Consider the following 26693-nt stretch of genomic DNA (forward strand, 5'->3'; position numbering starts at 1 on the left):
ATAAATACAATATGCATATTTGCATATTGTAAACAGTATTCCATGATGGTTAAGAAATTCCTACAAGTAAAAAAAGAGCCCACTAGGACTCCTTTTTATTTTAAATTTTAATAGTTAATTATAGCTTGTCCAGCCGGATACCAGGTTCCGTTATTTGCTAGGGCGAAACCATAGACAGTCTGACCAGAGCCTATTTTTTGTTTAACATTATTTAATGATTCATATCCATATGCCTGATAACCATTCCCGCTTTGTGGATATGCTACTGCTAATGTATTATAATTATTTGGATTCGAATAGCTATTTGTCCAAGCTATTTTTTGATAATACGTTGAAGTGAATGGATTTTCTAAGCCTTTTACAGCAAACTCAACAGTGCTCCCATAGACATTAACAGTAGTATACGCCGTACTTAAAGTATTTAAGTCTGCAACCTTTTCCTTACTTAAAGTTGGTGTGTTTTCTGCCGCCATCACACCGCCAGCTCCAGATAACATGACCCCAGTCGCTAATGCTCCAATTGCTAGTTTCTTTAACATAAAAAATCCCCCTTTAATAGTTTTATAGCTTGCACCTTCATCATACTTTTGATTTTCATTTATGTAAATATATTACAATTTTAGAAACATAAAACTATTTATTGCGAATGTTGAGTTAAGATATGTTGTCTGATAATAACGATAGATGGTTATTATCATATGAAAAAGCCCTACATTAAGTAGGACTAAATAGCCTTAGCAATCTCATAAATAACGGAATCATTTGCACCACTTTATAACCGATACCTGCCCTTGAAATTAGACTGAATCCTCGCTCCTGACTACCAACCATAATGAACAAACTACCACATAACGCTACAACGGATGCTATTGGGTATGACACCACTTTAATTAAGAATATAACCGGTTTAAACGCATTTACAATACGATTGTATAATTGGCCCTCTATATAATTCTTTATCTTTCCGTCGTTTGATTGGACATCTTTAAATACCTCATTCACATCCGGATTTTAACCATCAGCAAATACATGAGGAATATCTATAATATTGCTGAATATAATTACACTGCCAATCATAATTCTCATTCGCGCCGCCACGGGTGCGTATTTTTTGCATCCTTTTTGAACAAGCTCCACTTTTTCTTCGTGCCATAGTTACCATATGGATCATCTCCTTATTTTTAAATGTCCATTTTGTTCAATAAAAAAAGAACACTATAAAGTGCCCTAAGCTTCTGAGTATAAAATATACGACAATGCCTTGCCCGTTCTAATGGCGCAACCTAAAAGAGCTTTATAGCGGAATATATATAGCTCTCGGAAAAGGAATAAGTTGGTTGGCATTGACTCGATATTGTATGTTTGGGAATTCCTTATGTGCAATAAAAAAGCTCTATACCTATTTATAGAGCTCTTTAAGTGAGTAACGGTGTATTTATATTGACCTGATATTATATGATAAAAGCCTCCTTATGTACAAACGAAAGAGAGCACTCCCCCAATAAGTGCTCTCCCTTGAAAAAATATAGGGGAACATGTTGGAAACCGTTCAGTGTCATTATATGATATTCTCATTCCCAACTATGCCTAAGTCATGTATTAAAGGGGGTTAATGTGTAATTTCTATACAACAAAGAAAAAAGCACCCGAATGGATGCTTAAATTAAACTTATTCATTATCAATATCTCTACTTTCATCATTAACTGATTTAGGGTCTAACATGATTCCTATATCCGGCGGCAAAATTAACTCTATACCAGCTACTGGTTGATTGTCCTCATTAAAATAATACTTCTTTATCTTATTCAATTCTTCATTTTTCTTATTTTCACTCATATTATCCCGCCTTTTATGTATGATATTAAAAACTTTTCTTAATATGTACATTGAGAAAGATAATATACTATTTTTCAACTCTCACACAACTTATAAAATTTTCACATAATAAAAGAACACCCATAATTGATAGGTGCTCTGATATATAAAGTGGTTTCCATCCACACATTCCAATATATGCTCGTCCATCTCGAAAGATGCAAACAAAAAAGCACCTAAATAGGTGCCTTTTCGAAACGTATAACGCGAGTAGCCCCCACCACTCTGTATGGTTCCGTTATCCATTAGACCTTTAATAATTTGTGTTTCTTATTAGCCATCTTCTCTTTTGCTGCTTCAATGCTATTTACTAATTTCTTATGGTCCTGATCAAATTGAATCATTCCATCAAACATAGCTGGTGCTACTGCTTCTTCAACATAAGGAAGAAACAAATTGCTCCCATCTTCTCCGCTTTCTCCAGGTAATCCAATTGATGCTGTGCAATGTTCTTCAAATCAAAACGTGTATCTTTCTCTGTAGACTTCGCTTCAAATGCGATAGCTCGCTTATACACACCGTCATAGTCTACTGTACTTTTAGCTTCATAAAATTCATTTAGTACACGGCCACCTTTATTTAATACCTTCACAGGAGCCGGGCGCTTGCTTATAAGCACCACTCCCCCTCTTTGATACATTTTTTTTCATTCGCTAGATTGATAAGCATTCCAAATGCAATCCCACGGTTTCCTAGTCCCGTTGTTACTCCTCACTTTTTATTAAAAGGAGTATTTTGTTCAGTTGTCTCCATTACATACAATAAACGTGCTTCATGATATAATATTTTCATTTACATAAATTTACTATTTCATAAAAGGAGGTAACTATTATGAAAAAATGGATTATTGCTATCATATATTGTTCTCTTTTAACAACATTTTCTTATTTATCTATTAAAACTGTACTTTTATCCGCTACTACCTCTACTTCATTCCCAAATCTTCATTTCTTTGTTGGAATGTTCGGATTAACCTTTGGCATTTGGCTATTCGTATTTGGAATACGAAAATATATTTTGTTTGCCACGGAGGATGAAAAAGAACGCCGAAAACTTAAAACCATGTTTTCTATTATTTCAGTTTTATCTTGCTACGTTGCAACTCTGTTATTTTTTATTTAATTCAGCCTACAGTTTGTACATATACTATTTCTGCCCCTGAATAAAACTCAATATTCCGTCAATACTGTAAACAACCCATTTCGAACCATATTCCATTACCTGAGCAGTTAGCTTTTGCTAGCTGCTCTTTATTTGTACAAGGTACTCAATTGACTGGCGCACATATAATATTCTGAGTTCCTTTCTTTATAAAATAGTCGTTATAAAATGAGACTCGTCACGAGAGCACTTTACTAAGTGCTCTTTTTATATTCCAACTTAATACAAAATAAAATTTTTATTCTAATCTTCTCTAACATCTTCCTTAATGAAAAACGACTCACAGTTTGTATAAGCCAAGCATATATTTACTTAGACAAGACATAGTTTTTTACTGTACATGTACAATTTTTGTGCATGTTTTTTGTTCAATACAATAACTATTTTATTAAAAATCCTTAATGAGCTACTCCTTAAAGTTTTGTAATATTAATGTCACTAAAATCAATTTTTCCACTATAAACTCTTTACTATAATTTTCTATATACACAAACAAGGAGAGTGTTATATGAAAAAATCATTAGTTATATCTGTATTACTCGCACTATTTTCTAGTTTTGCTATTGGATGCGAAAGATCACCTACTATAAATAGAATGGGAACCGAACAATATTATGTACAGATAACAAACAACGGTGAGATAAAAGGGAACCAACGATTCTATACTTTATCTACTTATAATAAGGATGGGATAGAAAAAACAGTTACATTTGGAAGTGTAAAACCTGGAAATAAACCTCTTAAAGAAAATGCCTTCATCCGCCTTTATGTCAACCAAAAATATGACAACAATACTGAGATAAATCATAGAGAGTTGAACTACCCCCACTTTCACTTTGTTTAGAAGTGAGGGATTCCTAAGTAAAGAGTTCTATCGAACTCTAATTGATTAGGCTAACCCCGCAGTCCTTGCGGTTAGAAGCCTTATCGCTTCATTCTTTATATTGATACTTGCGTTAATATCCCTATCATGGTGTGTACGACAAGAAGGACAGTCCCATTCACGTAGGTTTAGATTTTTAACGTCTTTATTTTGATATCCACAACAAGAACATAATTGGCTGGAAGGAAATGTTTTCGATACGACAATGACTTGTTTTCCATACCATTTTGCTTTATATTCCAACATTGTTCGAAATTGTGACCATGATACCTCACTAATTGCTTTTGCTAACTTATGATTCTTTAACATATTCGATACTTGCAAATCCTCTATACCGATAACATCGTGATTTTTGATGATTTCAGTTGAGATTTTGTGCAAGTAATCTTTCCTAGCATTTGATATGTATTCATGAATTCTAGCTACCTTTACTCGTTGTTTATTCCAGCGAGAAGATCCTTTCATTCTTCTAGAAAGAACACGCTGCGCTTTCGCCACCTTATCTTCTAATAATCGAAAAAACTTCGGATTTTTATAGGGTTTACCATCTGACAAAATAGCGAAATCTTTTAGTCCTACATCTATTCCAATGTAAGAATGTGTTTTCGGAAGTTCTTGTACTTCTGTTTCAACTAATAGTGACACAAAATATCTGCCAGAAGGGTTTCGTCTAACAGTCGCATTTACAATACGTCCCTTTACTTCGCGGCTTTTGGCAAATCGAACAAGGCCTAGTTTCGGCAACTTTATTTTGTTCCCTACAACGGCAATGTTTTCATTTGTTTGTTTTGTGGTGTAAGATTGTACGTTATTCTTCTTGGATTTGAAACGCGGGGCACTATTTTGTTTTTTGAAAAATCGTGTATATGCATCCGCAAGGTTGCGAACAGACGACTGAATCGCAATACTATCCACTTCTTTGAGCCAAACAAACTCTTTCTTCATGGCAGGAAGTTTGGCAGAGCATGTACCATATGTTAAACCTTTTCCAGTCTCTTTGTATACGTGATCCCATAGGGATAGGAAATGATTGAATACAAAGCGAGAACAACCTATCGTTTTGTTAATTAGAATTGCTTGTGCTTGATTTGGATAGATACGAAACTTAAAGGCTTTATTAATTATCATTTAATTCACCTCCATTTCAGTATATGACTATTATATACCAAACGTACATTCGATAGGTAGTGGAGTAAAACTTTCTGTAAGTCGAACAATTAAGATGGCTTCCTGCCATCCCTTGTTCGAAGCCAATTCATCTCCCACCTACTCACTCGGCTGTGACCCTTCACGCTCCTTGAGGAAGGAGTCTTCTTGGCTAAAATGATAAAAACATAATAAAAAAGAGTGCGATTAAGATATGCACTCCTTCAAAAGAATTTACCACTCTCGATGGTCACCGTGATCATGATTACGATCGCGTTCATGATCACGTCTACGACGACACTCATCACAATCGCAGTCACGTCTACAATGACAGTTGTTAAAATCGTTTCTTCTGCGTCTACGACCGCATCCACAAAATACTAAATCATCCCAAAATCTATTACAATCTCGAGAATGTCCAAAATTATTATTCCATCCCATAGATATGATTCCCTCCTCTAAAAATTGAATTCATCATATTCTATGATTAAAAGTTAGAAATGGTTTGTTTACTAGTCTATGTTTCAGACTAATAATATTTCAATTTGCAAGTCTATCTGATCCCTAATCTTTCCTTAACAACAAACAAGACGCCACCCAGATTACGGCAAGCGCCTACGATAATTGCTATAAACTTAATCAAACTTATTTATCCTGACTTTATTTATTCCTTTGTTTCCATACCCCATTCTCTTTACGATAAGTATTCTTGCCATCCATGAAGTCAGCTGTATTACCCGGAATGCTATATTTCTTATTTTTTTTCTTAGCCTTCTTCTTCAGTCTCTTCTCTTTTTGAATAACTTGCAAATCTGCCTTCCATTGTTTCAACAAATCCTTTTCACGTCGCATCGAATTTGTACCCCTTGGATTAAAATGTGAACTAAATAATTAGATTCTACCTATTTATATAGAATCCTTTAATCCAAATGTCCATTTTATTCTACCCCTCGTTTAATATGTACCAATTTATGTTTTTCCTTCTATATAGGCCAACGATATATTATAATCCTTTATATCACCAAGGAGGTTTACCATTCTTTATTTCCATAAAATATTTCCCGTCTTAGGATTCTTTTGGTTTTTATACGGTTTTATTGGTCTCATATTTTTATTACTATTCCTTAGCGTATCGTAACAATGCGTATACATGTATGCTTAATGTGTAATTTCTATATAACAAAGAAAAAAGCACCCGTTATGGATGCTTTTGATTACTTATGCGCTTAATTTTCCAGTAATCTCTTCTGCTGTTAAATCGTATTGTTATTCCTCACTGTCTATAAAAATAATTAGTTCGTTAAGTTTCAATATGTAATATTGTATACTCTTTACTTTCAATTTCCATATATGCAATAATTTATTTATAAAAATACAAAATATTAGTAAGGATGATTTATATGAACAAATTCCGGAAGAAGATAATTAAATCCTTACAAATTTCTTGGGGATGCTTAGCATTTGGTGTATTAATATTTGCTATCTTCTTAATTATAGATCTAACAGATACACCTTTAAATACATTAATTTGGAGAGATTGGCTAGGTTCTTCAGTAGGTGCAGCCATTGTATCTGTAGGAATGTTTACTTTAAGTAACTTGGATTTAAAATAATTTTTCCGTCAATACTATATGTAGGCTGTATGTCAAAACTCATTTGAAGTAATTTTCTTTGTATCTCCTTGTATGGAGCAGTTAACTTTTACTAACTGCTCTTTTAGTCGTGAGCATTATTGACAAGCTATCATATAATGTAGTCATGCCTTTCTTAAAATTAAGTTCGTCACTTGAATTATAAAAATGGGATTAAACCCTATAATCTTTTCAAGAATCAGCCATATTTTATTCCTGAAAAAGTGCTTTATTTTACTGAAAGGTGGTTGCGGAAACAACTGCCTTTTTGTTTATGACAAAAGGATTATTTTTTTCAAATGTTTACTACTAATGATCAATAAATATCTTATAATTGTTATATATGAAATAATTTGTTTAGGAGCAGATAAAATGCCAGTTACACTAGAACTTATTCTTTTTATTCTTATAGCAATTAGTGCTGTTGGCTATTTGATAAAAGAATCTCAAAAAACCAAGAAAAGAACACTTGGAATTTCACTAGAACTTTTAGTTCTTTTCTGGTCAATATGGAGAATCTCGACTATTATAATCCAAATTTCGGAATATAATCTCTCGTGAATAAAACCCAATATTCCGTCAATACTTTATATGACATTAGATTTTCTCCCTGTTCCCCCTTGGAGAACCGAGCAGTTAGCTTTTGCTGGCTGCTCTTTGTCTGTAAAAATACACTCAATTAACAAGAAACGCATATAATATTCTGTGTTCCTTTCTTTATAAAATAAAGTAGTCTTCACAAAATGGATCTCATCACGAGAGCACTTAATAAAGTGCTCATTTTTGGTTTTAAAATAAACAAAATGAAATTTTTATTTATTTTTCTTTCATATATAATATTTTAATATTTGTTTATGATATAGTTGTAACTTTTGTACAACATATAGCTGTATCCAGTGAAACTTCTAAAATTGTACAACTGAGCAATTAGCTACTTTAGCTAGCTGCCTTGTTATGTAAAATAAGGCATTTATAAAAAGCTTTCTCAACACCCAACTGATGGAATCCAATTACCTTTTATGGTAATCACGTAAAAATCTATCGTTCCATTAACAGGACCCATCCCCCTAATCGGGTCCTGTTAAATGTTCTCTATTAAAATGGTGTTTTGGTTCGACTATCGTCTTTACTTCCCCACGTCCTACAATTCAATATGCAATATTACATATTTGGTATATCAAATTTATAAACATGTAATAATTGCTTTATACAATGTTTATAATTATTATCGAAAGGAGAATACTACATGTCTTTCTTTTCGCGGTCTCCTCTTATTTTCTTAACAGTTGTTGCAATCATCATTTCTATTAAAAAGACTAAGAAACAATAGCTTTAAATAGTTACAATAAGTTATTTTTAGGAGGTGTAGTTATGTCATTTGCAGCATGGAGTGCAATTTTTATGACTTTAATCGGAGCAATGTCAGGAGTAATATTTGGTACAATTTCTTCTAAAAGAAGTAAAAATATCAACTAAAAACCTACTAATAAAAATAAATTTTTATTTTAGTGACAGCTGATACAATCTTAATATTCTAGCTGTCATTTTCTATTCAAATAACTATTTTTTCACTTTTTTGATACATTTATGAAACATTTATATGTTATCTTCAGTATGTTCTTTTCATAAATTGTGTGAATTATACCTACACAAGAAGCTCTAGATTCCTAAATCTAGGGCTCCTTCGTTTAAATAAATATTTTTTCAATTTGATGTATAGACAACTATATATTTAAATGTTAAAATATTATTGTGATTCCTGCATGGTTTCACATACGACTTTTTTTCTTCGGTTATGGGGTTCTTACGTAATAGTAAGAGCCATTTTTTTATTCCAATAATTTTTTTGTTAAAAATTTACACACACGTACTTTTCGATATATAATTAAATTATCAATATATTAGGAGTGTTAAGTATGTCAGGAACAATAATGATTTTGTTATATATTTGTTTCGGAATGAGTGTCGTTTTTAGCTTAATAAGGGAATTTCGAAAACCACAGAAAAACCAGTTCTTAATTTTAGTTGATTCTTTAATTTTGCTAGGAGCTCTATTCCTAGTTAGCAGTATCTTCATCTAAATCAATAACCACGTAACTCGGTACTATTAAGATTTCTTTACCGCATACATTACATTTAGGATTTCCATGTGCAGAAATCCCTTTAATAATTTCAATTTCTAATAAATCTATTTCTGTGTTATCAAATATTTCAATCACATGTAAAAGTTACGTAAAGATTGCTATGATTTAATTCTTCCACCCCAGAAACGTTATATAATGAAATTGCAAACATTAGGTTTTTACCTTTCTGTACGACATAATTCTTTGCTAGGAGCAAATCCTAGCCTTTTTTATTTCACCCTCCGTTGATTCGAAGTCCAGATTCCCTCTTTCAATTACATTAGCCTGCATGCTAGCCTCTTTAGGGAATTCAATGTAATCAACAAGTACACTAACCTTCCCTCTAAAACCACTATCCTCAGTTCCAAGAATCACGCGTCATACCACTACGCGGACGTACCTGCAATTCATATCCTGGTGGAATCTCCAAAGCTAATCCCATTTGTACAACCTTTGTTTGGCCCGGTCATATAATCGTGTCCTCTGCTGCTACAAAATCAAAACCAGCACCACCAGACTTTGCATATCTTGGTAACTCCACATCTTTTATAGATTTTCCGAACGGGAAACCCCACTACGGTGCGATAGCACCCACTTTAGGAATGGGATGAGAGTGAGGTCAAATGCGATGTACAAATAAAACACCGAAGGTACGTTCTCTACATCAAGAATTTGAATTGGGATCATTTTCATAATAGGCAAATAAAAGTCTCTAAAACAATCTTGTTCTCTGAAAACAGAATACATAGGAGGTTGAAGTAACAAATTCTTCTACTCCGTAAAATGTATTGAGTCGTCAAGCACAAGACGCTAAAACACATTTGAGAACTCACAATCTGACTCGTTTGGTAATAGAGAATGAGTGCCGTATCTGCTATATGCACTGGATACGGAGTGTTGATGACACACCGCAATCTTGCACGTCAGCGATACTAGAAATAGACTTCGCCTTTGGTAGTAAGAATCCCACTGACATTAGTCAGCTTGTGGCTTTAGCCGTGGGAGTGTCAATTACCTCCCTTTGCTTTGATTAATAATTGAGTCACTTCGTAAACATCATGTTGTATTTCCATCATTCTTGATACACTCCTTTAATTAGATTCCACAACTCTTGTTCAGTCATCTCATAAAGTTGTCGACCAGTCTTTTCCTCTTTATAAATTCCTTTTTGTAGTAAAACATCGATATAGATTTGTTTCCTGTCCATGTTGCCTCCTAGCTACTTTTCTTCTTAGGTCTCCTTATAGGTGTAGTTGCTGCCCTTTGTGGACTCCATCCTCCTTTTAATACTCTTTTACTAAATGTGCTATATGAAATACCGTTCTCTTCAGCTAAATTGACCATATCTTCCATTGTTGCCCTTAATTTCTTTACAGGCTTTTTTGCTGCTTTCTCTGGTGACATCCCTTTATAAACACGAGTTAAAAATGTTTTCTTTTTAACCCCATTTTCTAATGCTATTCTTAACCACTTTTGTTCCCTAAATTGATATTTCCGAGGCGGTGTATTAATTGCCTTACCAACATCCCATCCCATTTGATACACCCTACGATATAACATGTTATAGCCAATGCCGTTCTTCTCAGCTGCTTGATAATCTTCCTTTTCTAGCCATCTATTTATCATCATGGCGCTATGCCTCCTAATCCAAATTCATAATCTCCTCTAAAGTTCTATCTGAAATATGGGTGGTAATGATTTGTATGTTCCCGTATTTCTTTTTAGCCATTTCTATAGCTGCGCCCTCGGACTTCGCGTCAAACCAACGGAGCTTCCATTTCTCGTCTTTATCGTAAAACTCTACTGAATACGTCATAATGCTATTACGTTTCAAAAACTTATCCGCTGTACTTGTTGCAGTATAATCAAAACTTCCGACTACATCCTCTAGTGTTAGTTGTTTCATGCTCCTAACCCCATTGGGCGCGATTTGATTTTGTTCTTATCTGCCTGATCCATGATTAATGCGGCGATTTCTAGTTGATGCCTTCCTAGCTCTTTTGCTATTTCGAGAATACCTTTATCCTCATCCCACATTTTTCTTAATTGAATCACTTCACTTTCATCAAACACTAAGTCTAATTCTTCTAAAGCGATATATAAGTTACGACGCGATTTCTTCATGTACCTTTCCTGTTGCAACGCCATTATGTAATTCTCCTTTTCCAAATCCGTTCCAAGTCGTGGCATCCCATTTCCCCTCCAGTTGTAATTGATGAATTTCCCTTAGCTCCGCCATAACAGCATGACGTCTTCTATCCACTTCTTCAGGACTGCGATTCCCTGCTTCGCAAATACAAGGTACAAATTGAAAGCATCCATTACCCATATCGTTCTTAATTATTCCCGTTCCGTTACATGCACACATTTTAATTCCCCCTTTAAAAATGATAATGTCTTTCTTCTGTAATACTTTGTTTCTTTGAAAGTAATCGTTCTGAAGTTATTGAGAATCCGCGATACAATCCGTTCATCATAAGCACCCTCTAAACACACTCCTGTAAGGTTTGTTGTAAATATAGTAGATTGAACCTTACTATTTTGTTTGATATATTTTTAACTTGTTGTAATTCCTTTTTATAAGTAACCCTTGCTTCTCAAGTTTGTTTATTATCCTTCGTAATGTAGCAGAAGACCATAAAGGAAATTGCTTAAGTCATTCATCGTAACTGTTATAGCCTTCATTGAAATTCTTTAATTTATTTACCAATAATGAACTTGTTGTAAAATATCGCTTCATTTAATACAATAGTTTTATTAATCCCAATAAAACGATTAACGATTGTTAATGTATAAGTAATTTGCTCATTTAGTTCACTTTCTTCATCCAACACTCATAACTCACATTGTCCTCCATGCCAGTAAACCGAACCTTTTCTCTCCCTCTGAACTTACCTTCATGATAAAAGGTTCTTTCTGCCCTATATATTCGTTTAATTGGCGTTACATAGTCATAACCTCGTTTTTCTAAATCACGAACTGCTATTAACATCTCCTTCATAGACCCACGCCTTACAGGTATCTTAAACATCACGCATTCGCCCTTTCGCATACCGCTATGTTGCCTTTAACCCACTTTGTTGATTTCTTAAGTACTTCTTCTGCTTGTTTTAATGTCAATTCGACAATTTCTTTAATACTTAATTGTCCTTTAATCATGTCTTCATCTACTTTTCGACGAGTAGCTAATTTTTTTATGTTTAATTTAATTGCACTAACTTGTTGGGCATTAATTATTTCCTCTTGGATTTCTAGTAAATCTTCACTCGCATAGATTTATAAATCTAATCCGTGAATTGCAATTGCTTTTACTAAGCACCGCTGGATACTCGTGTTAATGTCAAAGCTGTTACGCTCTGCAATCGGCTTGTTTTGATTGTTTAGTAGTGGATGACTTTGACTTAGTGATTTTCTTGTACAGTTAATTCCCCCCCCCTACAAAGTAACCACAATCTGTTTTGAGGTAAGGCCCTCCATTAAATCGTTTTACTTCCCATATTGCTGTTGGATCTACTTTTTAACTGCCCATGATAAGTAGTTAAAACGCCCCTTCTTTTCAACATGTTCCTTGCAATCTATTTAAGCTAATTTAGAAAAGTAATTTTCAGTTGTCATATCAATTTCCCCTTTTTAAAATGGTGCTATTTCCGTTTGTTTACTAGCTTCATACACTTGCATAAGTGCTTGTAATCCATATTCGTAAGCTACAACCATTGATGCAGCGTTAGGCTCTTTGCTTTGCTTATATCGTTCAACCAAATTCATTAAAATTTGAATTTCAGCTTCAATTTTGGTTTGTAGTCCCACCTTATTCACCTGCCACTTTCTCTGTAGAATGAGACATTACATATTGCGTAATGCACTCTGTTTCTGCGTGTAAGTAATCACCACCAAAATCTAAGTAACTTTCACCGAAGTATATTTCTCCATTGCAACCTTCACATTCTTCAATAAAGTCTCTTGCTGATGAGTCATGATAATTACCGTAAGTAATTGGATTTTCAATCATATTTCATTCCTCCTTATTTACTGAGAAAAAACGTATGTTATAATATATGTAGCTAATTTTAGGGAATATTTTCTCTACAACGCTCGTTGCCATCGAGCATTTTTTCATTTTTAATAGATAACTACCTAACAATCTGTTAAAATTTAGTTACCGATATGTGTAACAACTGGCCTGTGCTTCTGTACGGGCTTTTTTGATGCTTTCAGGCATCGTAATACTTTGGAACCAGTCTATTAGGTGGGGCCCCTATTAGATTACCGAATATTACGAAAAGCAAGAGCTTGTCTTATTCACTCTGTAAAAACGCTATTACAAACATAATCCCTTTTGGCTCCTATGGATTATCAACTTTTTTCATAATTTTTATCTTTGTTTTTTTATATTCATAATTTCGTAACATCTTTATATAATGTTTTAATAGATTTTATGTTAAACTTATAACATTCCAAGAAGTCCTTTACTTTTAGAATCGACAATTCTTCAATACCCTTAGTCTTGCCCTACATCCCCTGTAGGGCTTTTATCATTAGCTAGAGTGATATACCTCAACCTTATCAGTGCTGTTATGCACAACTCTAGTTCTTAAATCCCTTATGATCCACAAGACTTTCTTTTGTTCATATTCATCATCTTGTTACCATCCCATTTTTTGTCCCAGACATCTATTTATTCGGTGTACCAGGTATTCCAATAAACATATTAATGACGATACGATTACCAGTGATAATGTGCTTTCCTCCATCATTTACATCGCCGCCCTATCCATTTCTGAAATAATTCCACCTTTCGTTAGTATTTCATGAATATTTTATTTCCAACGAGAATTCATTTTCAATGATCTTCTACCATCCGTATGCACTACATCAACCGTTTTCGATCTTGTATAACCTCTGTTTTGGTGTTTGGAGTACAGTAACCATTGATTATTCACTTTGTACTGCACTTTTTCTTCTTTCAGGATTTTATTAAGCTTCATCGCTGATAATCCGTAATCCGCTGCAACTTGTGAGACTGTTACAGTATCTTGTGATTGAAGAATTTGGTCTAGGTATGTAATCTTTGATGCGTTTTCTGCAATCTGTTGTGTTAACATGAGCCAATCTGAATTCATTAACGCACTAGGACTAAAAAGTAAATCTGCTGTATCTATGTGGGAGAACGAAGAAATATATAAATGTCCATCGAGAAAAACTTCTTTAGATATAGCTAAACTCACAAATGTATTCGTTTCTTATGTATTAAGTGAATCCAAAGAGAAGAATCCTAAATTAACAGCTAAGGATGACTTAGAACAAGTAATGATAGATATCCGATCTAAGAATTCTGATAAACAAAAAGAACTTATTGAAATGATAAAACAACTAGTTAAAATAGTAGGCGATTGATAGCGTTAAATGCTACCAATCGCCTCTTTTATTTTCAAAAGAATTTCATAAGACTCAGCATCCCCATTCTGAGCCGCATTAAAGATTCCTTGTAGATTACTTTCAACTTCAATTAACTCTTTTTCGATTGTATTTTGTTCCATCACCAACATCCTCCGATATTTTCATAGTAGTTTGTGAATTTATCACAATGTATAACTAATATTTAATTTTGAAATTTAGTTAATCCCCCTATAAACAGCGAATGCGATTGCCCCATTAAGAGACAATCGCATTCGCTGTTTATATCGGACCCTTAACCAGAAAATTATCCCATTCCTGTCCCTGGGTCCATTCTAAGCATAATTTGAGTTTGAGCATCCTTTGCTACTTGTATTGGTGAAAAATGGAGTATTTATCTAATATCCACCGGTAAATTCTTATCACTTTCCCATTGAGAGTTATGGCTCTCTTTTTTTATTTTCGCTCGACAAAATATGACGATATAGTTGTAACTGGATTTGTTATGCTTGCATTAAATCTTACATTTTAAAAGGTAGGAAAATCATGAAAAAAATAAAAAAGAGAAACAGCCAAGCGAATTAGAACTCGCTAAACAAGCTATAGCTGCTAAGTATCAAAAAGAATATGGAATCACTCCTATTATTGTAACTGTTACTCTTAGGGGGATTAAAACAGGATACGCTGCAGTTTCAAAAGAACATATCCAAACATTTACTTACGATAAAGACGCCAAAGATGTAGTAAGTATATCTACACATCACTTCAGTAACTATACAGATGTATTTATTGATCATTACGCTATTAAATCCAACTTTGAATTCAAAGGAATTAAAGATACATTTACATTTATTCCAAATGGTTCCGGAAAAGAAATAGAAAGCTTAATTAAAAGTTATACAGATATTGAGATACATAAAACTGAACGTAAATGGTACCAAAAAGTACTCGGGTTCCGATCTGGTAATAAAGTAAAAATGGCTATCGCTTCTTTAATTTACCTGGTCATTGTTGTTTCTATATTCAATACGGTTACCGGAAAGAAAGAAGAACCGAAACAAGAAGTAAAACCTGCTGTCACTACAAAAACTGCCCCTGTAAAGGAAGAAAAGAAAGTTGAACCGAAGCCAGTAGAACAACCAGTTGATAAGAAACAAGATAAAATTAATAAATTTAAAGATGATACTCAAAAAAGATTAACGGAAACCTATAAGAAAATTGATGGTGTTAATCCTACAGTATCTATTAGTGAAGATGGAAAACTAATCACTCTTGCTTTCGATCTAGATTCATACGCAAAATATGATAAGGTCGATAAAGAATTGTCTGTGTCCACTTTCAAAACATCTGCTGGACCATACGAAAGGTATAGAGATACAGCATTCAGAGCTTATGGAAAAGAAGCCAATATCGCTAACAAAGATGACATTGTAGTTAAAATTATAGATTCATCTAATAATCAAGTGGTAATTGATGATGTAAGGGATTATAAGGAAGAACCAAAACCAAAAACTACTCCTGAAAGTAAGCCAGAGGAACAACCAAAACAACCAGAAAAAAATAATGTAGTGTATGAAAATTGTACACAAGTGAAAAAAGCCGGTAAGGCTCCGATTAAACAAGGGGAAACTGGATATAGTAGTAAATTAGACAAAGATGGCGATGGGATCGCTTGTGATAGGTAAAAGGCACTCGAAAGAGTGCTTTTATTATTTCTCAAGAAACAGTATACATAAATATGGTAAAATTATATTTACGAGATACAAATTATTAAAATTAAGATGGTTCAAGTCGGAGGAAGGCACCTTAGGGTGTCTTTTCTTCTGGTTATTGTTTTATTTATAAAGTACTTGAATTCAAAAAAGACATAGAATAGAACTTAATATGATAATCCCAATAAATCGATAATATCAATGACCTTCTTATTTTCTACCCTACAATAAAGCTTTGTACCCTTGCGCTCGATCATTACCATATTACCTTTAGTTAGTTTGCGTAAATGTTGTAAAATCATAGGTTCCGAAATATGCGTCGCAGCGTTCAACTGGGAAACTGTCAAGGTCCCACTTACAATCAATTCACGTACAATTAATAAACGACTTAAACTGCCTAATAATTCTAAGATTTCAGCACCACTTTCATAATTACTAGAATTCATATTGAAATCGCCCAACATACTATTCATCTCCCTAATATTGATACAAATACTAGCTCAAATAGCTTAACATAAAAATCGGAGGTATTATCCTAATAATTTCTATAAAAATGTAAAAATTTCAAGTTTTGATAGTTCAAGTCGAAGGTAGGCACCTTAGTGCGCCTTTTCTTTATTATAAAAACCCCCAAGCATTCATACACTTGAGGGCTTATCAATTGAAATGTAGGGCTGTTTGGAGTTCCTTAACCAATTAATAGAGCTGCAGCAAACGCTGGAATTGGCACAGGGATCTCGATACTTTCTACAACTAAGAAGTATTGTCCACTTACTACTTTAAAACAAACTAATTGCATTAATTAAGAGTTTTAGTGCACTACTTCTCGGAAGTTGATCTTGTAGCGCTCTTTCTCGTAATTCACTATGTTTTCCAAAGAAAAAAGTGAAAGACAAGGTGATGAATACATTTGCAAAATGACAAAACTGTAAGAATACACGAATGTTTGTAAGAAAGTTCGATGTTTTCCTTTTTCTTTTTTTATTATAGTGAAAAAGAAGAACGAAATATTCTCTTATGTAGGAAAGGAAGATAATAATGATTGACTTATTAAATAAATGGATGTTAGAAAGTACAGGCAATTTCAATATCGTTGTAGGACTTACAGCACTTCTATTTTTTGGTTCAGTAATTGCACTTATTATTATTTACAAAAAAATTGGTAAACGAGATGAAAGAACAAATCCTATTTATTTTAAAATTATTTCTTGTATGTTTACTACTCAAATTCTAATGAATTGCATATTTATTTCTTTAGTGGGTAAAGATATTGAGAATTTCCGTCAAATCTTCATATTATTTGAAGCTTTTGTATTTTTTATTGGAGCTATTTATTCGTTTAAATTATATAGACAGGAATATAAATAATTCACTTGCAAGAAACAATAAAAAAACAGTAGTGTATAAAATTCACTACTGTTTTTTATTATGTATCTTCGAATGTAAACTTTTGAATACTAGTCTACTTTCTATCATTTTCCAAGAATTTTATGTAGAAATTACAACATTTCTTATTTCAAACCGAAATTACGTGATAATTCTTCATCATGAGAAGCAACAGCCTCTGCAGTTTTATTAAGCTGCATATTAATTTCTTGTAATAGCTGTGCAAAGTTTTGTACTTTTGGCTTTAATTCATTGAACTGTTGGTCAAAACCTTCAAATGCACGGCCTTCCCATTCTCCTCTTAATTCATTTTGTAAGTTTTGTAGTTGACGTAAAATGTCCTCAATTTGATTTGCACTTTGTCCATATCGAGTCGCTTTCGATTTAAGCTCCTCTGGTGACATACGAATTTGTCCAGCCATTTTTATCTCCCCTTTAGTACATAATGAGTAAAATGCGTATTTGGTTAATTTTACTAAATATATTATAGTGCATTGTTAAAAACTTTCAAATATTTTATTTTTCTATAATAAAAAACAAGAGTAATCACAAAGACTACTCTTGTTTCTTTTCCTTCTCTTCTTTTTCAATTTCAGATACCGACTTTTCAGGGTCTTTTATAAGTTTTCCAAGTTCCCCAGAACGCCCCAATTTTCTTTCAAAAGTATCATTATCATCAAGACCAGCATCAAACCATAATTCTCGATTATCATTTATATATCCTTTTATGTGAGGAACTCCCATAGGGCTTATTTTATGTTCTATAAACGTAATAGATTTTACATCTTGAATATTATAATGAATATACTTTTCTATTCTTGCCTCTTGTACTTTCCAAAACCTTTCTTCTTTTTCTTTTTGTTTTAAGTATTCCATTGTAAAATACCCTCCTGCTATAATACAAATAATGGATAAAATAATTATCAATTTTTTCTTCATAGAAAATCCCCTTGCATTTGAATATAGTTAAAATATACCATAAAATGAGTTGAGACATATGAGTGAATTTAAAAGAAATTCGAATATAACAGATGAAGATTTTTTTAATTTGTCTGATTATGTTTATGATAATGATTATCTACATAAGGGAGCTGAAATACCAGGAATAAACGGTGAAACCTGGGTAGTTATAGAATCAATAGATGCAAATTACCAAAAAGTAAAAAATGGATTACAAGCTATTGCAGTAGTGCCGAAAAAAGATTATGAAGGAAATAAAACTCACTATGAAACTATAGTATTTGCATTTCGTGGAACAGAGCCTAAGCAATTAGCAGATTTCGAAACAGATATCGATCAGATTACGTTTGGAATTAAAACACATTCTAAAGTAATTACTCCAAGTAATAGTCAAACAATAAAACCGGATTCTGCAACATCTTTTAATACAGGATTGGAATGGGTAGATAAAGTAAATAAAACATATCAGCCAACTTATGTGCACGCTACAGGACATAGTAAAGGTGGCGCAGAAGCTGATTATGTTGCTTCGGAACGGAATTTTTATGCAACTACATGGGCAGCACCAAATCCCTATGGTTTACTAAGTCCTGAAGCAAAAAAACGAGTAGATAAAGGGGAAATGGAAAATAAGGCTACAGATTATACACATGAGAATGACCCAATTGGTAACCATACTCAATTCGGTGCACCTCTAATTGGTAAGCAATTTACAGTAAGACAGAATGATACAAAAGAAGGATTTTTTACACGTTTAACTATGGAAGGACACGGCAGAGATACATTCAGGGGATCCTTTCATTCAAATGGAAGTCCCATATTAAAATTAGAACCTGAAGACATTATAAGACAAGCAAAAAAAATTCAAACACTCAGCAATCGATTATCAGATATCGCAAAAAATATAGAAGAGTTTCAAAGAAACGAAGCTGAAGCAGTTCAAAAGTTAAAAAATCAATTAAAACATGAAACAGGGCCAGGTGGAAGATATCATTTATTAGAAGAACACGAAGTAGATGAAGCCATCTCACAAATTGCTAAAATTAGAAAAGGTGGAAATGACTATTTTCATGACGCAAACCTAGCAGAAGAATTAATCCATCTTTTAAAAAAAGAACAAAAGAGTTTAAGCCGATTCGGAGATGATATTAGTGATGCAGCAAATTCACTAAGAGATAAAGACAATCAATTAGCAGGGAATTTTCAGTTTAGATAAGGAGATAATTATATGATGGATTTTATGGGGGAAATTAAAAAGATAGAAAAGCAAATCGAAAGTGCTGCAGGAGATTTAGCAAATCAGGTTGTTGATGAATTACAAGCTGCTAAAAAACAAATTGAAAAAGAAATGCAGCGTATGATGTTAAAAACAGAGGTAGAGTTTAAATCAATAGATATTATAAAAGAAGATACATATGCTCTTCAAAAAAACATAGGGATATTTCACGATTTACAAACAAATACAAGAGATATAGCATCAGAACTAGAGAGAAGTTTCGAAAGTAAAACTGGTAGTAAAATAAATGAAACATTAAAAAAATATGAAAAACAAATTAACAACAAAATTTTTAATGAGCATGTTCACTTGGCAAACAGTTGCGGAAAAAAATAAGGGAAATAGAAAAAAGTCCTCTTAATATAGGACTCTTTTTTTGTTATTCCTGAAAGTAAACTTTTAAATATTAGTTTACTTTCAAATCCTCTAGAACATTGCGCCCCAAACCAATTCCCTTGATATCATCAAAAATGATAAAAAAGTATACATTCAAAACGCTGTAAATAACCAAGAAAAAGCAAAACTCTACATTCTAGCATTAACTTCTCCTGTGCCTGCAGCAAGGTATGTAATAAAGAAAATGAAATCATAAAATGTAGTTATCAGGTCGGAGGAAGACAATTTAGGGTGTCTTTTCTTTATGCATAAAAAAGCCTTATCTTCCTATAAAAAAAATAAGACCTTTATATACTACCTATTATCCGATTCATCAGTTTTATTATAAACACATTTAGCTTCTCCAAAAAGACCGCCAGTGTCCCATTCGCCACCATAATGAGCACATCCTAAAGGATCACGATCGTCTCGCATACTTGGATGTGTATTTGGTTCATGGTCATTATTTATAATACTACCAACAATAAATATCCCTCCGATTACAAATACCACCGCAACGATTAAGAGTGTTTTCCCATTAGGACCGGTAACAATATCATTTACAACTTCTTTTGCTTCTTGCTGAGTTTCACCTTTTGAAAATAATGAAAGAATAATAGAGATTATAAATATGAAAAATAACACTATTATAAATACCATTACTTATGTCCCCTCTCAAATATATATGTACTATTAATTAACCAATAATTTCCTTATTCATTATATCAGCTAGGGTACACGGAAGTATAATAAATTATCTTTATAATTTAATTTATTAATCGAAACGGCATTTATACAGGATAGTTCAAGTCGGAGGAAGGCACCTTTGGGTGTCTTTTCTTTTGTATATTAAAAAACCTCAACATCCAATGGTGAGGTTCTTATGTATATTATTCAGTATCTTGTTTTCTCTAATACTTTCTTCTTGATTGAACATCTATTGATTCATAAGCAAATAACCAAAAATTATCACAGAAATTACAAGTCCCGTAGCAGCACCTAATAGCATTTGCCCCTCACTATCAGTCCAAAATTCTTTTAAATCGGCTTTTTCCTGTTTCCTATTTTCACCTGTTGAAAATAGATAGCGAATAGAATATATAACTAGTAAAAAGAATGACAGGATTATATCTATCATAACTTATGTATTTCCCTAATATATGTGCGTTATTAATTAATCAATAATTTCCTTATATATTATATCAACCAGGGTACACGGAAGTATAACGTATTATTTTTATAATTTAATGTATTAATTGGAACGGTATTAATACAGGATATTCCAAGTCGGCGAAAGGCACCCCTTGGGTGTCTTTTCTTTTTAAAATATATAAGCGCACCATCCCTTTCCTAATAGAGGCCTCCCCTTCATGCCTCCTTACAGGGAGAATAATAAGACTTTTTATATTTACCCAATTACCGAGCTCTCAAATGTTTTAAATAGTTACAATACATGTATTACTTCAATAACATATGATTATTCTTAAGAATGTCATTGATATGTACCAATAGATGTTAGTGCAGCAAAATGAATTGTGTTATGATGTGAGCAAATATAAAGCTATCTAACGGAGGGATTCACATGCCGCATGTTGTGTTTCGTGGAATTACTATTGAACAATTAAAAAGCATAAGCAAGCCATTAATAGAAGAGCTTGCAGAGATTTGTGAGTGTGGTACGGATAATTTTACGTTGGAACTACCAAGTTCTACGTTTGTATTCAATGGAGAAGAAATAGAAGCGTTTCCTCTTATTGAAGTGAAATGGTTTGAGCGTGGACAGGAAATTCGTGATCGATTTGCCAAGGCCATTACTACACATATAATGGATTTAGGACTTCCAGAAGTAGAGGTTGTATTTACGGTTTTCACAGAATCAGCGTATTATATTAACGGGAAGCATTGTGCAAGTTAGAGCTATATGAAAGATTTTTGTAACATTTATAAGGAGTAGAACCACATTGCCATCAAGCTAAGAAACGCAAATATCTAAAAACAAAAAAAACGAACTCAATTCTCATAGACAACTAACTGTGAAAAGATAAATTTTTTGTTTTTGGGGACATCAAAATTTTAGCTTGATGGATATGTATGGTGACCCCTAATGGCTGCTATATCAATACCCAAATGATCAACCAGAGACATGAATTGTAATATGCCAACTGCCCAAAGAATTGGAGTAATATTGCTGGCCATGTCCCTAATTACATTTCCAAACTCTGTAAAAAGTTTTTTATCTACTTTTTAGCTTCATCACTCATTTCAGTGATATGAGTCCAATATTTCATTGTAATGGGATTGTATTCTACCCTAACTGTGACATTCTTTTGAGCATCTGTATTTACATATCCTTCAATCGTTAGGGCATGAATCGCATTTGATGGTCTATTTTCTTTTTTATAGGAACTCGTATGCATGTCAAAGGCTTTTTCAACAATTGTTAAATCGAAGTTATACTCATTTTTCATATACTGAATCGCTTTCAATTCAGAAATATTACGGATATTCATTTCTTCCTCTGGTGTAAGAGCCAACTGCTTTTCTAATTCTACGGCATGTTGGTTATCTTTAGATAGATTTAGAGCTCTTGTATTTTCTTCCGAATTATAATCTACCAGCCACTTTTTATCTTTGTAGTACGCTTCGACAGAGGATTTGCATGAAAATCCGCGCTTTCCTTCATTTTGTGCATCACAGCTAGCTAACTCAAAATGAATATTTATTTTGGAATATTCCGGACTTCCTGTACCTTCATTCGCTTGCATCCTACTTTCCTTTGTCACATATGTAATCTTTATAGGACCATTAGTTTTTTCAACCTCATGTTTTACTTTTTCTTCAATACGTTGTTCCTGGACCTGTTTCGCGAAAATGTAGTTCTCCTCATAAAAATGATACATTGCTAAAGGAACAAATAAAGCAATCCCTAAAACGATACAAGAAAGTGCATAATAAGCCAACATTCGCTCTGTAGTATATATACGGAAACAGGCAAGCACAACACGAATATATACTAAAGGCAAAGCGATATAAAAAATAGGTACTGAAAAGTAAAATGTAAAGGCTGTAATTAGAAAAATCCCCCCGAGTAACTCGATATATCGCGGAATACCTATACTGTATGCTGCTAAAATCAAAAACCAAATGTAACTTGTTGATACAAGAAAAGCAATTCTATAATACTTCTTACTTTTTATGTTTTTCTCTTCCATTTCCCCACCATCTTTGCAAAACTAAAACTCTACTATCGCTTACAACTTAAAATAAACGCTTACTTACATTAGGCTTCTTAAATGAATGTAAGTAATACAAGAACCAAACTTGATTCGTACAATCCTTACGTTATTTGAATTATGAGTTAGATTTAGATCTCGACATGATTCCTCTTTTAGTAATAACATAATTCTCTGGTAAGCAATTTATGCCTGGATGATTTTTGCAACGTGAAAAAAGCTCTTTTAAATCTCGTTGAAAATCACTACGTGGACGCTTTGGTTCTGCAATTCCCCATTTATCCATGCACTCTAGAATCAAAGATTGAGTCTCCGGGTATATCCTTGCAGTTTCAAGAAGACAGCCAACTGCCACTGAGCGGATAGGTTCCTCGTATGTTTTCTTAAGTTTACCTACACAGCTTGTAGTCATATGCCAAAGCCATACGTGGTAAGTTTGATTACTATCAGGGATAGGTGTATTAAAGAATCCCCTGCGAATGCATGCCCATAAAGCTAGTATACTATTATTAGTGAGAGTAGATGATTCGTGGTTATTAACATTTATGACAAGTGAACTTATATGATTGGATATATTAATGCCTCTTTCAGCCAATCTCCTCCATATACTACAAATGAACTCATTTGTCGGTATATCTTGTCTATAATAATTCGATAACATAAGTTCTACTACTTCCGGTGGCAACGAAACGTTTAACGAAATTAATTCATCCAACATTACAGCTGCCCAGTACTGAACATATCGTTCAGAATTTAACTTATCTCGTTCCTTCTTGTCAATATACAATAATCGTGCGATTTTCGTAACGTATGGTTGTAGATCAGCGTCCCTACTCAGACTTTCATAAGCCACTTCTAACAAATCAGCAATTAATTCAGGATTGTTCATTTGAGTGTAAACACCCTTATCATGCTTGTCATGACATAAGCTCTCAATATAGCTAACTATCCAATTTGTAGCTTTCGACGTTTCACCAGATGATAGTATAAAATCAGCAAGGCTACTCTTCATACTTTGGCGTTGTATAGATTCCCCAGAAACAAATTGCTGTAACTTATCCAAAATAATTTCATCTTTTAACATATCGAATACAGATCCCCCTTCACTAACCTTATCTCTAGCCTCTCCATCTCTATCCATTTTACCTTATTTTAGTAATTATTGATGGAACTTTTAAAACAATTTTAATAACCATCTATCTGATATACGATAGATGGTTATTATATTTTTAACTTTATACATTTATTATTTAACTATTAACAATCCTTTTTATATCCTCTACACTTACTGAAGTTGCTTCCGCTATGATTTCAACTGAAACACCTAAATTGAAAAAGTTTTGGATTAAATGAACTCTTTCTTGTTCTCTTTCTTTTTGATCAACCTCTAATAATTCTTGTAATAAATCTGTACTCATTGTAAACACTCCTCATAATTTTTTTAATAACAAAGCAAATCAACCATCTTCTCTGTTTTCTTAGGAATTTTTTTATAATAAAGAAAAGCTGATGGATAAAACCTCCATCAGCTTTTCTATTTCTTGCTATTCAATTAGAAGCTAACTGTCGCTGCTTCCTCTCCTGAATTAATCATTCGTTGTTCAATCTTTCCTAGCAGTTCCTTTATCTTACTTGAATAAAGTTTAACTGCTTTCGTAGATTGAGCATTCTTAAGCTCTTCTGTCCATTCTGCTAAATCTTCCTTTTCTTGATCATCTAGATAATCAAAAACTTCCTTTCGAGACATGGGGCTCACCTCAACTTAACTCTTTGTATTTGGCCGTTACATAACCAAATCTCCTCATCTCTCTATTTCTATTTATAACAGATTACTCCTCTTTTATTCCTTATTCTTTTTTTCGAGTTCGGTCAATTTCTTTGAAATAGACTGAAGCTCGTCAGTTTTTACTTGTTCCGTCGCCAAGCGATTGTGCAGCAGGAAAGCTTGCCCTGAAATCCCAGCAAGAATACTCACCTTAAGAATATCCATCATTGTTTCAGGGTTAAACATTGCAACACCAACGAGTGAAGCAATACTTCCTACAAACATCTCTCCCAAGAAACCCGGGTGAAATGCAAGCTTTTTCTTACGAGGCAACAAAAACTTTTTGTTTGTGATGTAATGACTAGCCAATCCTGAGACCATACCAGCCACAACTGACACAATTACTGTAACCAACATAATATGCACCCCTTTTCGAAAAACTTTTGACATTGCAGCAGCAGTTTCTATTTAATAATTAGTTGCTATGACACAGCATCACCCCTTTCAGGCAAAAACAAATAACCTTCCAGGAAAATGAATTGTTTACACAATGAAATAAAGTAACATAAAGTTCCTTTTTGTGTAATTTCATTAACCCGAAAGGTTATAAGTAGTTAGTGATATAAAAAAGAAAAAGAAAAAAATGCAACTAAATTATATCACAACGAGCCACTTTTATCTTTCAATTCAGAAAATTAATTTCATAATCTAACTTTCTGAAATTATCAAATTAAAATTACATAAATTTATTATCCTAGTTCCTGTGATTTCGCCTAAATTAGTATAATTTTTAAACGATTCAGGTCTCCTATAATCTGTAGCTGCGACTATTGATTCAATTTGAAAGTTCTATTCAATAATTCTTTAACTGAGAATGACTCTTTACGTATAAACTTTAGAACTTCCGCTAAATCAATAGGTACCATTGTAACAGCCACTTTTTTAATATTTTCTAAGTAGGGTAGATATATCCACCCCTCTTAGAAAATATTAAAGACAAGGAATTAATCCTTGTCTTTTTCATAACTACAGTTAAATTTTTCTTCATATTCAATTACCATAACCAAAAGCGGTTGGTCTTGTTCACGTTCCATGAACCCGCTTGGTGTTATTTTTTTAACTATTTTCTCGTAATTAGCACAATATTTCAAAAAGCCATTCACTTCTTCATTAATTCTTAATGCATCAGCAATAACAGTTCTAATTTGCAACATAATAAATCCCCCCAAATAATTTTTTATTTTAAATATGTAATCTCAGAAATTCGAAATCCATCTATTTCTGGTACATATTTAAATTCCAGAATTAAATTGTTTTGTTTTACCAAAAACAGTCCTTTTTTTACTTTTGTAACAGTTCTTGGTTTTTCATAATTAAATAGACTTGATTTACTTATATAAGTAACTTTGTAATTCTTATTTGTACTAAAGTAGTGTGATATAAATTCATCAGCTAATTCTGCAGTAGTTACATGATCTCCTAAAAATATTTCTAGTTCTTTTTTGTTTTGATAAATGTTTAGGTGACCATCCCTATCAATATCATCAAATATTAATTTGAATTGCCCTCCTAAGTCATTAATCACATTTTGTGATAATTCATCTTCAAACAAATAATTGTATTGAATTTTTTGTTTCAAACCTTCTACTTTGATTGGAGTTAAGGCATCTGTTTGAGGTTCATCCTTTATAAAGGTGTTATAAAAAACAAACGTCATAGCTAAAACGCCTAACACTAAAAATAATATTTTAATCTTCATAAAATCTTCTTCC

37 protein-coding genes and 8 pseudogenes are annotated in these 26693 nt (G+C 33.0%); 10 read left to right on the forward strand and 35 right to left on the reverse strand.

The genetic code is table 11. The features are described 5' to 3' along the window. Positions 1-107 precede the first annotated feature (107 nt). From ES895_RS22455 to ES895_RS22470, 4 genes and pseudogenes are all read right to left on the reverse strand, one after another. Entirely contained in the window at positions 108-539 is a 432-nt protein-coding gene (locus ES895_RS22455) for a hypothetical protein (RefSeq protein WP_000914195.1), read from the reverse strand. 175 nt (positions 540-714) lie between these two features. After that, positions 715-1160 (reverse strand): annotated as a pseudogene (locus tag ES895_RS30140) (hypothetical protein); the annotation flags it as partial. Between the two features lie 509 nt (positions 1161-1669). After that, on the reverse strand, positions 1670-1837 hold the full coding sequence (locus ES895_RS29410) for a hypothetical protein (RefSeq protein WP_001293569.1): 168 nt from the start codon (positions 1835-1837) through the stop codon (positions 1670-1672). 284 nt (positions 1838-2121) lie between these two features. Further along, positions 2122-2545, reverse strand: a pseudogene (locus ES895_RS22470) (Holliday junction resolvase RecU). Between the two features lie 162 nt (positions 2546-2707). Between ES895_RS22470 and ES895_RS22475 the strand changes: the two are divergent. Then, the gene (locus ES895_RS22475; RefSeq protein ID WP_000758756.1) at positions 2708-2998 is read left to right on the forward strand and encodes a hypothetical protein; all 291 of its coding nucleotides are present in this window, start codon (positions 2708-2710) and stop codon (positions 2996-2998) included. 547 nt (positions 2999-3545) lie between these two features. Beyond that, positions 3546-3881, forward strand: a complete 336-nt coding sequence (locus ES895_RS22480) for a DUF1093 domain-containing protein (RefSeq protein ID WP_071715081.1) — start codon at positions 3546-3548, stop codon at positions 3879-3881. Positions 3882-3926: 45 nt separating this feature from the next. Here the strand turns inward: ES895_RS22480 and tnpB are convergent, their stop codons facing one another. The 3 genes from tnpB to ES895_RS22495 form a co-directional block, all read right to left on the reverse strand. Further along, complete coding sequence (gene tnpB, locus ES895_RS22485; RefSeq protein WP_000586182.1) at positions 3927-5048, reverse strand: IS200/IS605 family element RNA-guided endonuclease TnpB; 1122 nt, start codon at positions 5046-5048, stop codon at positions 3927-3929. A gap of 252 nt (positions 5049-5300) precedes the next feature. Continuing rightward, positions 5301-5507, reverse strand: coding sequence for a hypothetical protein (locus ES895_RS22490; RefSeq protein ID WP_002094308.1), 207 nt, complete (start codon positions 5505-5507; stop codon positions 5301-5303). A 219-nt stretch (positions 5508-5726) separates the two neighbouring features. Then, positions 5727-5918 (reverse strand): hypothetical protein, encoded by a 192-nt coding sequence (locus ES895_RS22495; RefSeq protein ID WP_001250605.1) that lies wholly within the window; start codon positions 5916-5918, stop codon positions 5727-5729. Between the two features lie 548 nt (positions 5919-6466). Here ES895_RS22495 and ES895_RS22500 point away from each other — a divergent pair. Together ES895_RS22500 and ES895_RS22510 are read left to right on the forward strand one after the other, a co-directional pair. Further along, positions 6467-6679, forward strand: a complete 213-nt coding sequence (locus ES895_RS22500) for a hypothetical protein (RefSeq protein ID WP_135238662.1) — start codon at positions 6467-6469, stop codon at positions 6677-6679. 390 nt (positions 6680-7069) lie between these two features. Continuing rightward, entirely contained in the window at positions 7070-7258 is a 189-nt protein-coding gene (locus ES895_RS22510) for a hypothetical protein (RefSeq protein ID WP_001145518.1), read from the forward strand. A gap of 1826 nt (positions 7259-9084) precedes the next feature. Here ES895_RS22510 and ES895_RS29860 read toward each other — a convergent pair. From ES895_RS29860 to ES895_RS22575, 14 genes and pseudogenes are all read right to left on the reverse strand, one after another. Continuing rightward, positions 9085-9361 (reverse strand): annotated as a pseudogene (locus ES895_RS29860) (dUTP diphosphatase); the annotation flags it as partial. Positions 9362-9892: 531 nt separating this feature from the next. Then, on the reverse strand, positions 9893-10027 hold the full coding sequence (locus tag ES895_RS22525; protein ID WP_000375383.1) for a Fur-regulated basic protein FbpA: 135 nt from the start codon (positions 10025-10027) through the stop codon (positions 9893-9895). An 8-nt stretch (positions 10028-10035) separates the two neighbouring features. Next, entirely contained in the window at positions 10036-10449 is a 414-nt protein-coding gene (locus tag ES895_RS22530) for a hypothetical protein (protein ID WP_098204904.1), read from the reverse strand. A gap of 13 nt (positions 10450-10462) precedes the next feature. Then, a complete protein-coding gene (locus ES895_RS22535; RefSeq protein ID WP_000811968.1) occupies positions 10463-10726 on the reverse strand; it encodes a hypothetical protein in 264 nt (87 codons plus the stop codon). After that, complete coding sequence (locus tag ES895_RS22540; protein WP_031313036.1) at positions 10723-11010, reverse strand: hypothetical protein; 288 nt, start codon at positions 11008-11010, stop codon at positions 10723-10725. The genes ES895_RS22535 and ES895_RS22540 overlap by 4 nt, the downstream gene beginning before the upstream one ends. Further along, positions 10925-11188: a hypothetical protein gene (locus ES895_RS22545; protein WP_000332347.1), complete on the reverse strand. Its 264-nt coding sequence runs from the start codon at positions 11186-11188 to the stop codon at positions 10925-10927. Before ES895_RS22545 ends, ES895_RS22540 begins: the two co-directional genes overlap by 86 nt. Then, positions 11161-11349 (reverse strand): annotated as a pseudogene (locus ES895_RS29865) (hypothetical protein); the annotation flags it as partial. The pseudogene ES895_RS29865 and the gene ES895_RS22545, both read right to left, overlap by 28 nt. Positions 11350-11356: 7 nt before the next feature. Next, positions 11357-11443 (reverse strand): annotated as a pseudogene (locus ES895_RS29870) (replication protein); the annotation flags it as partial. Between the two features lie 76 nt (positions 11444-11519). Next, positions 11520-11651, reverse strand: a complete 132-nt coding sequence (locus ES895_RS30015) for a hypothetical protein (RefSeq protein ID WP_255292428.1) — start codon at positions 11649-11651, stop codon at positions 11520-11522. Beyond that, positions 11630-11851 (reverse strand): hypothetical protein, encoded by a 222-nt coding sequence (locus ES895_RS22560; RefSeq protein ID WP_000472844.1) that lies wholly within the window; start codon positions 11849-11851, stop codon positions 11630-11632. The genes ES895_RS30015 and ES895_RS22560 overlap by 22 nt, the downstream gene beginning before the upstream one ends. Then, positions 11851-12399 (reverse strand): annotated as a pseudogene (locus tag ES895_RS22565) (Sak single strand annealing protein). The gene ES895_RS22560 and the pseudogene ES895_RS22565 overlap by 1 nt, the downstream one beginning before the upstream one ends. A 51-nt stretch (positions 12400-12450) precedes the next feature. After that, the gene (locus ES895_RS29425) at positions 12451-12627 is read right to left on the reverse strand and encodes a hypothetical protein (protein ID WP_000524193.1); all 177 of its coding nucleotides are present in this window, start codon (positions 12625-12627) and stop codon (positions 12451-12453) included. Between the two features lies 1 nt (position 12628). Then, entirely contained in the window at positions 12629-12829 is a 201-nt protein-coding gene (locus tag ES895_RS22570; RefSeq protein WP_000572102.1) for a hypothetical protein, read from the reverse strand. 745 nt (positions 12830-13574) lie between these two features. Then, positions 13575-13925: pseudogene (locus ES895_RS22575) on the reverse strand (phage antirepressor KilAC domain-containing protein); the annotation flags it as partial. On the opposite strand from ES895_RS22575, the gene ES895_RS22580 reads away from it, so the two are divergent. Continuing rightward, on the forward strand, positions 13921-14214 hold the full coding sequence (locus tag ES895_RS22580; RefSeq protein WP_135238663.1) for an XRE family transcriptional regulator: 294 nt from the start codon (positions 13921-13923) through the stop codon (positions 14212-14214). The pseudogene ES895_RS22575 and the gene ES895_RS22580 sit on opposite strands and share 5 nt — an antisense overlap. Positions 14215-14219: 5 nt before the next feature. Here ES895_RS22580 and ES895_RS29430 read toward each other — a convergent pair whose 3' ends face one another. Next, the gene (locus ES895_RS29430; protein ID WP_167754531.1) at positions 14220-14357 is read right to left on the reverse strand and encodes a hypothetical protein; all 138 of its coding nucleotides are present in this window, start codon (positions 14355-14357) and stop codon (positions 14220-14222) included. Between the two features lie 834 nt (positions 14358-15191). Between ES895_RS29430 and ES895_RS22585 the strand changes: the two genes are divergently transcribed. Further along, positions 15192-15899, forward strand: a complete 708-nt coding sequence (locus ES895_RS22585) for an excalibur calcium-binding domain-containing protein (RefSeq protein ID WP_240690237.1) — start codon at positions 15192-15194, stop codon at positions 15897-15899. A 194-nt stretch (positions 15900-16093) separates the two neighbouring features. Here the strand turns inward: ES895_RS22585 and ES895_RS22590 are convergent, their stop codons facing one another. Together ES895_RS22590 and ES895_RS30270 are read right to left on the reverse strand one after the other, a co-directional pair. Beyond that, a complete protein-coding gene (locus ES895_RS22590; RefSeq protein WP_000900155.1) occupies positions 16094-16390 on the reverse strand; it encodes an ArsR family transcriptional regulator in 297 nt (98 codons plus the stop codon). A 318-nt stretch (positions 16391-16708) separates the two neighbouring features. Next, positions 16709-16822: pseudogene (locus ES895_RS30270) on the reverse strand (transposase); the annotation flags it as partial. A 142-nt stretch (positions 16823-16964) separates the two neighbouring features. Here ES895_RS30270 and ES895_RS22600 point away from each other — a divergent pair. Further along, the gene (locus tag ES895_RS22600) at positions 16965-17294 is read left to right on the forward strand and encodes a 6-aminohexanoate hydrolase (protein ID WP_074593302.1); all 330 of its coding nucleotides are present in this window, start codon (positions 16965-16967) and stop codon (positions 17292-17294) included. Between the two features lie 143 nt (positions 17295-17437). Here ES895_RS22600 and ES895_RS22605 read toward each other — a convergent pair whose 3' ends face one another. Together ES895_RS22605 and ES895_RS22610 are read right to left on the reverse strand one after the other, a co-directional pair. Beyond that, complete coding sequence (locus tag ES895_RS22605; RefSeq protein WP_000918604.1) at positions 17438-17734, reverse strand: WXG100 family type VII secretion target; 297 nt, start codon at positions 17732-17734, stop codon at positions 17438-17440. A 133-nt stretch (positions 17735-17867) separates the two neighbouring features. Beyond that, positions 17868-18251, reverse strand: a complete 384-nt coding sequence (locus ES895_RS22610) for a DUF1433 domain-containing protein (protein WP_074593303.1) — start codon at positions 18249-18251, stop codon at positions 17868-17870. Positions 18252-18309: 58 nt separating this feature from the next. Between ES895_RS22610 and ES895_RS22615 the strand changes: the two genes are divergently transcribed. Beyond that, positions 18310-19488, forward strand: coding sequence for a cytoplasmic protein (locus ES895_RS22615; protein ID WP_074593304.1), 1179 nt, complete (start codon positions 18310-18312; stop codon positions 19486-19488). 12 nt (positions 19489-19500) lie between these two features. Then, on the forward strand, positions 19501-19884 hold the full coding sequence (locus tag ES895_RS22620; RefSeq protein ID WP_074593305.1) for a hypothetical protein: 384 nt from the start codon (positions 19501-19503) through the stop codon (positions 19882-19884). Positions 19885-20238: 354 nt separating this feature from the next. On the opposite strand, the gene ES895_RS22625 is transcribed toward ES895_RS22620, so the two are convergent. Both ES895_RS22625 and ES895_RS22630 read right to left on the reverse strand, forming a co-directional pair. Next, positions 20239-20583: a hypothetical protein gene (locus ES895_RS22625; RefSeq protein WP_000231286.1), complete on the reverse strand. Its 345-nt coding sequence runs from the start codon at positions 20581-20583 to the stop codon at positions 20239-20241. Positions 20584-20860: 277 nt separating this feature from the next. Beyond that, on the reverse strand, positions 20861-21061 hold the full coding sequence (locus ES895_RS22630; protein ID WP_000565418.1) for a hypothetical protein: 201 nt from the start codon (positions 21059-21061) through the stop codon (positions 20861-20863). A gap of 444 nt (positions 21062-21505) precedes the next feature. Here ES895_RS22630 and ES895_RS22635 point away from each other — a divergent pair, with 444 nt between their 5' ends. Continuing rightward, positions 21506-21838: a DUF1904 family protein gene (locus tag ES895_RS22635; protein ID WP_001120952.1), complete on the forward strand. Its 333-nt coding sequence runs from the start codon at positions 21506-21508 to the stop codon at positions 21836-21838. A gap of 322 nt (positions 21839-22160) precedes the next feature. Here ES895_RS22635 and ES895_RS22640 read toward each other — a convergent pair whose 3' ends face one another. The 7 genes from ES895_RS22640 to ES895_RS22670 form a co-directional block, all read right to left on the reverse strand. Then, positions 22161-23135, reverse strand: a complete 975-nt coding sequence (locus ES895_RS22640; RefSeq protein ID WP_135238666.1) for a hypothetical protein — start codon at positions 23133-23135, stop codon at positions 22161-22163. Positions 23136-23274: 139 nt separating this feature from the next. Next, complete coding sequence (locus ES895_RS22645; RefSeq protein WP_033668098.1) at positions 23275-24240, reverse strand: hypothetical protein; 966 nt, start codon at positions 24238-24240, stop codon at positions 23275-23277. 166 nt (positions 24241-24406) lie between these two features. Then, on the reverse strand, positions 24407-24574 hold the full coding sequence (locus ES895_RS29435; RefSeq protein ID WP_000102279.1) for a hypothetical protein: 168 nt from the start codon (positions 24572-24574) through the stop codon (positions 24407-24409). A 134-nt stretch (positions 24575-24708) separates the two neighbouring features. Further along, the gene (locus tag ES895_RS22650) at positions 24709-24903 is read right to left on the reverse strand and encodes a hypothetical protein (RefSeq protein ID WP_000087400.1); all 195 of its coding nucleotides are present in this window, start codon (positions 24901-24903) and stop codon (positions 24709-24711) included. A gap of 93 nt (positions 24904-24996) precedes the next feature. Further along, the gene (locus tag ES895_RS22655) at positions 24997-25338 is read right to left on the reverse strand and encodes a DUF4257 domain-containing protein (protein ID WP_000961788.1); all 342 of its coding nucleotides are present in this window, start codon (positions 25336-25338) and stop codon (positions 24997-24999) included. 587 nt (positions 25339-25925) lie between these two features. Then, positions 25926-26135: a hypothetical protein gene (locus tag ES895_RS22665; protein WP_135238667.1), complete on the reverse strand. Its 210-nt coding sequence runs from the start codon at positions 26133-26135 to the stop codon at positions 25926-25928. Positions 26136-26158: 23 nt separating this feature from the next. Next, complete coding sequence (locus ES895_RS22670) at positions 26159-26680, reverse strand: hypothetical protein (RefSeq protein ID WP_000694085.1); 522 nt, start codon at positions 26678-26680, stop codon at positions 26159-26161. Positions 26681-26693 lie beyond the last annotated feature (13 nt).

The sequence above is a fragment of the Bacillus sp. 007/AIA-02/001 genome, assembly GCF_004634455.1.
Lineage (GTDB): Bacteria > Bacillota > Bacilli > Bacillales > Bacillaceae_G > Bacillus_A > Bacillus_A cereus.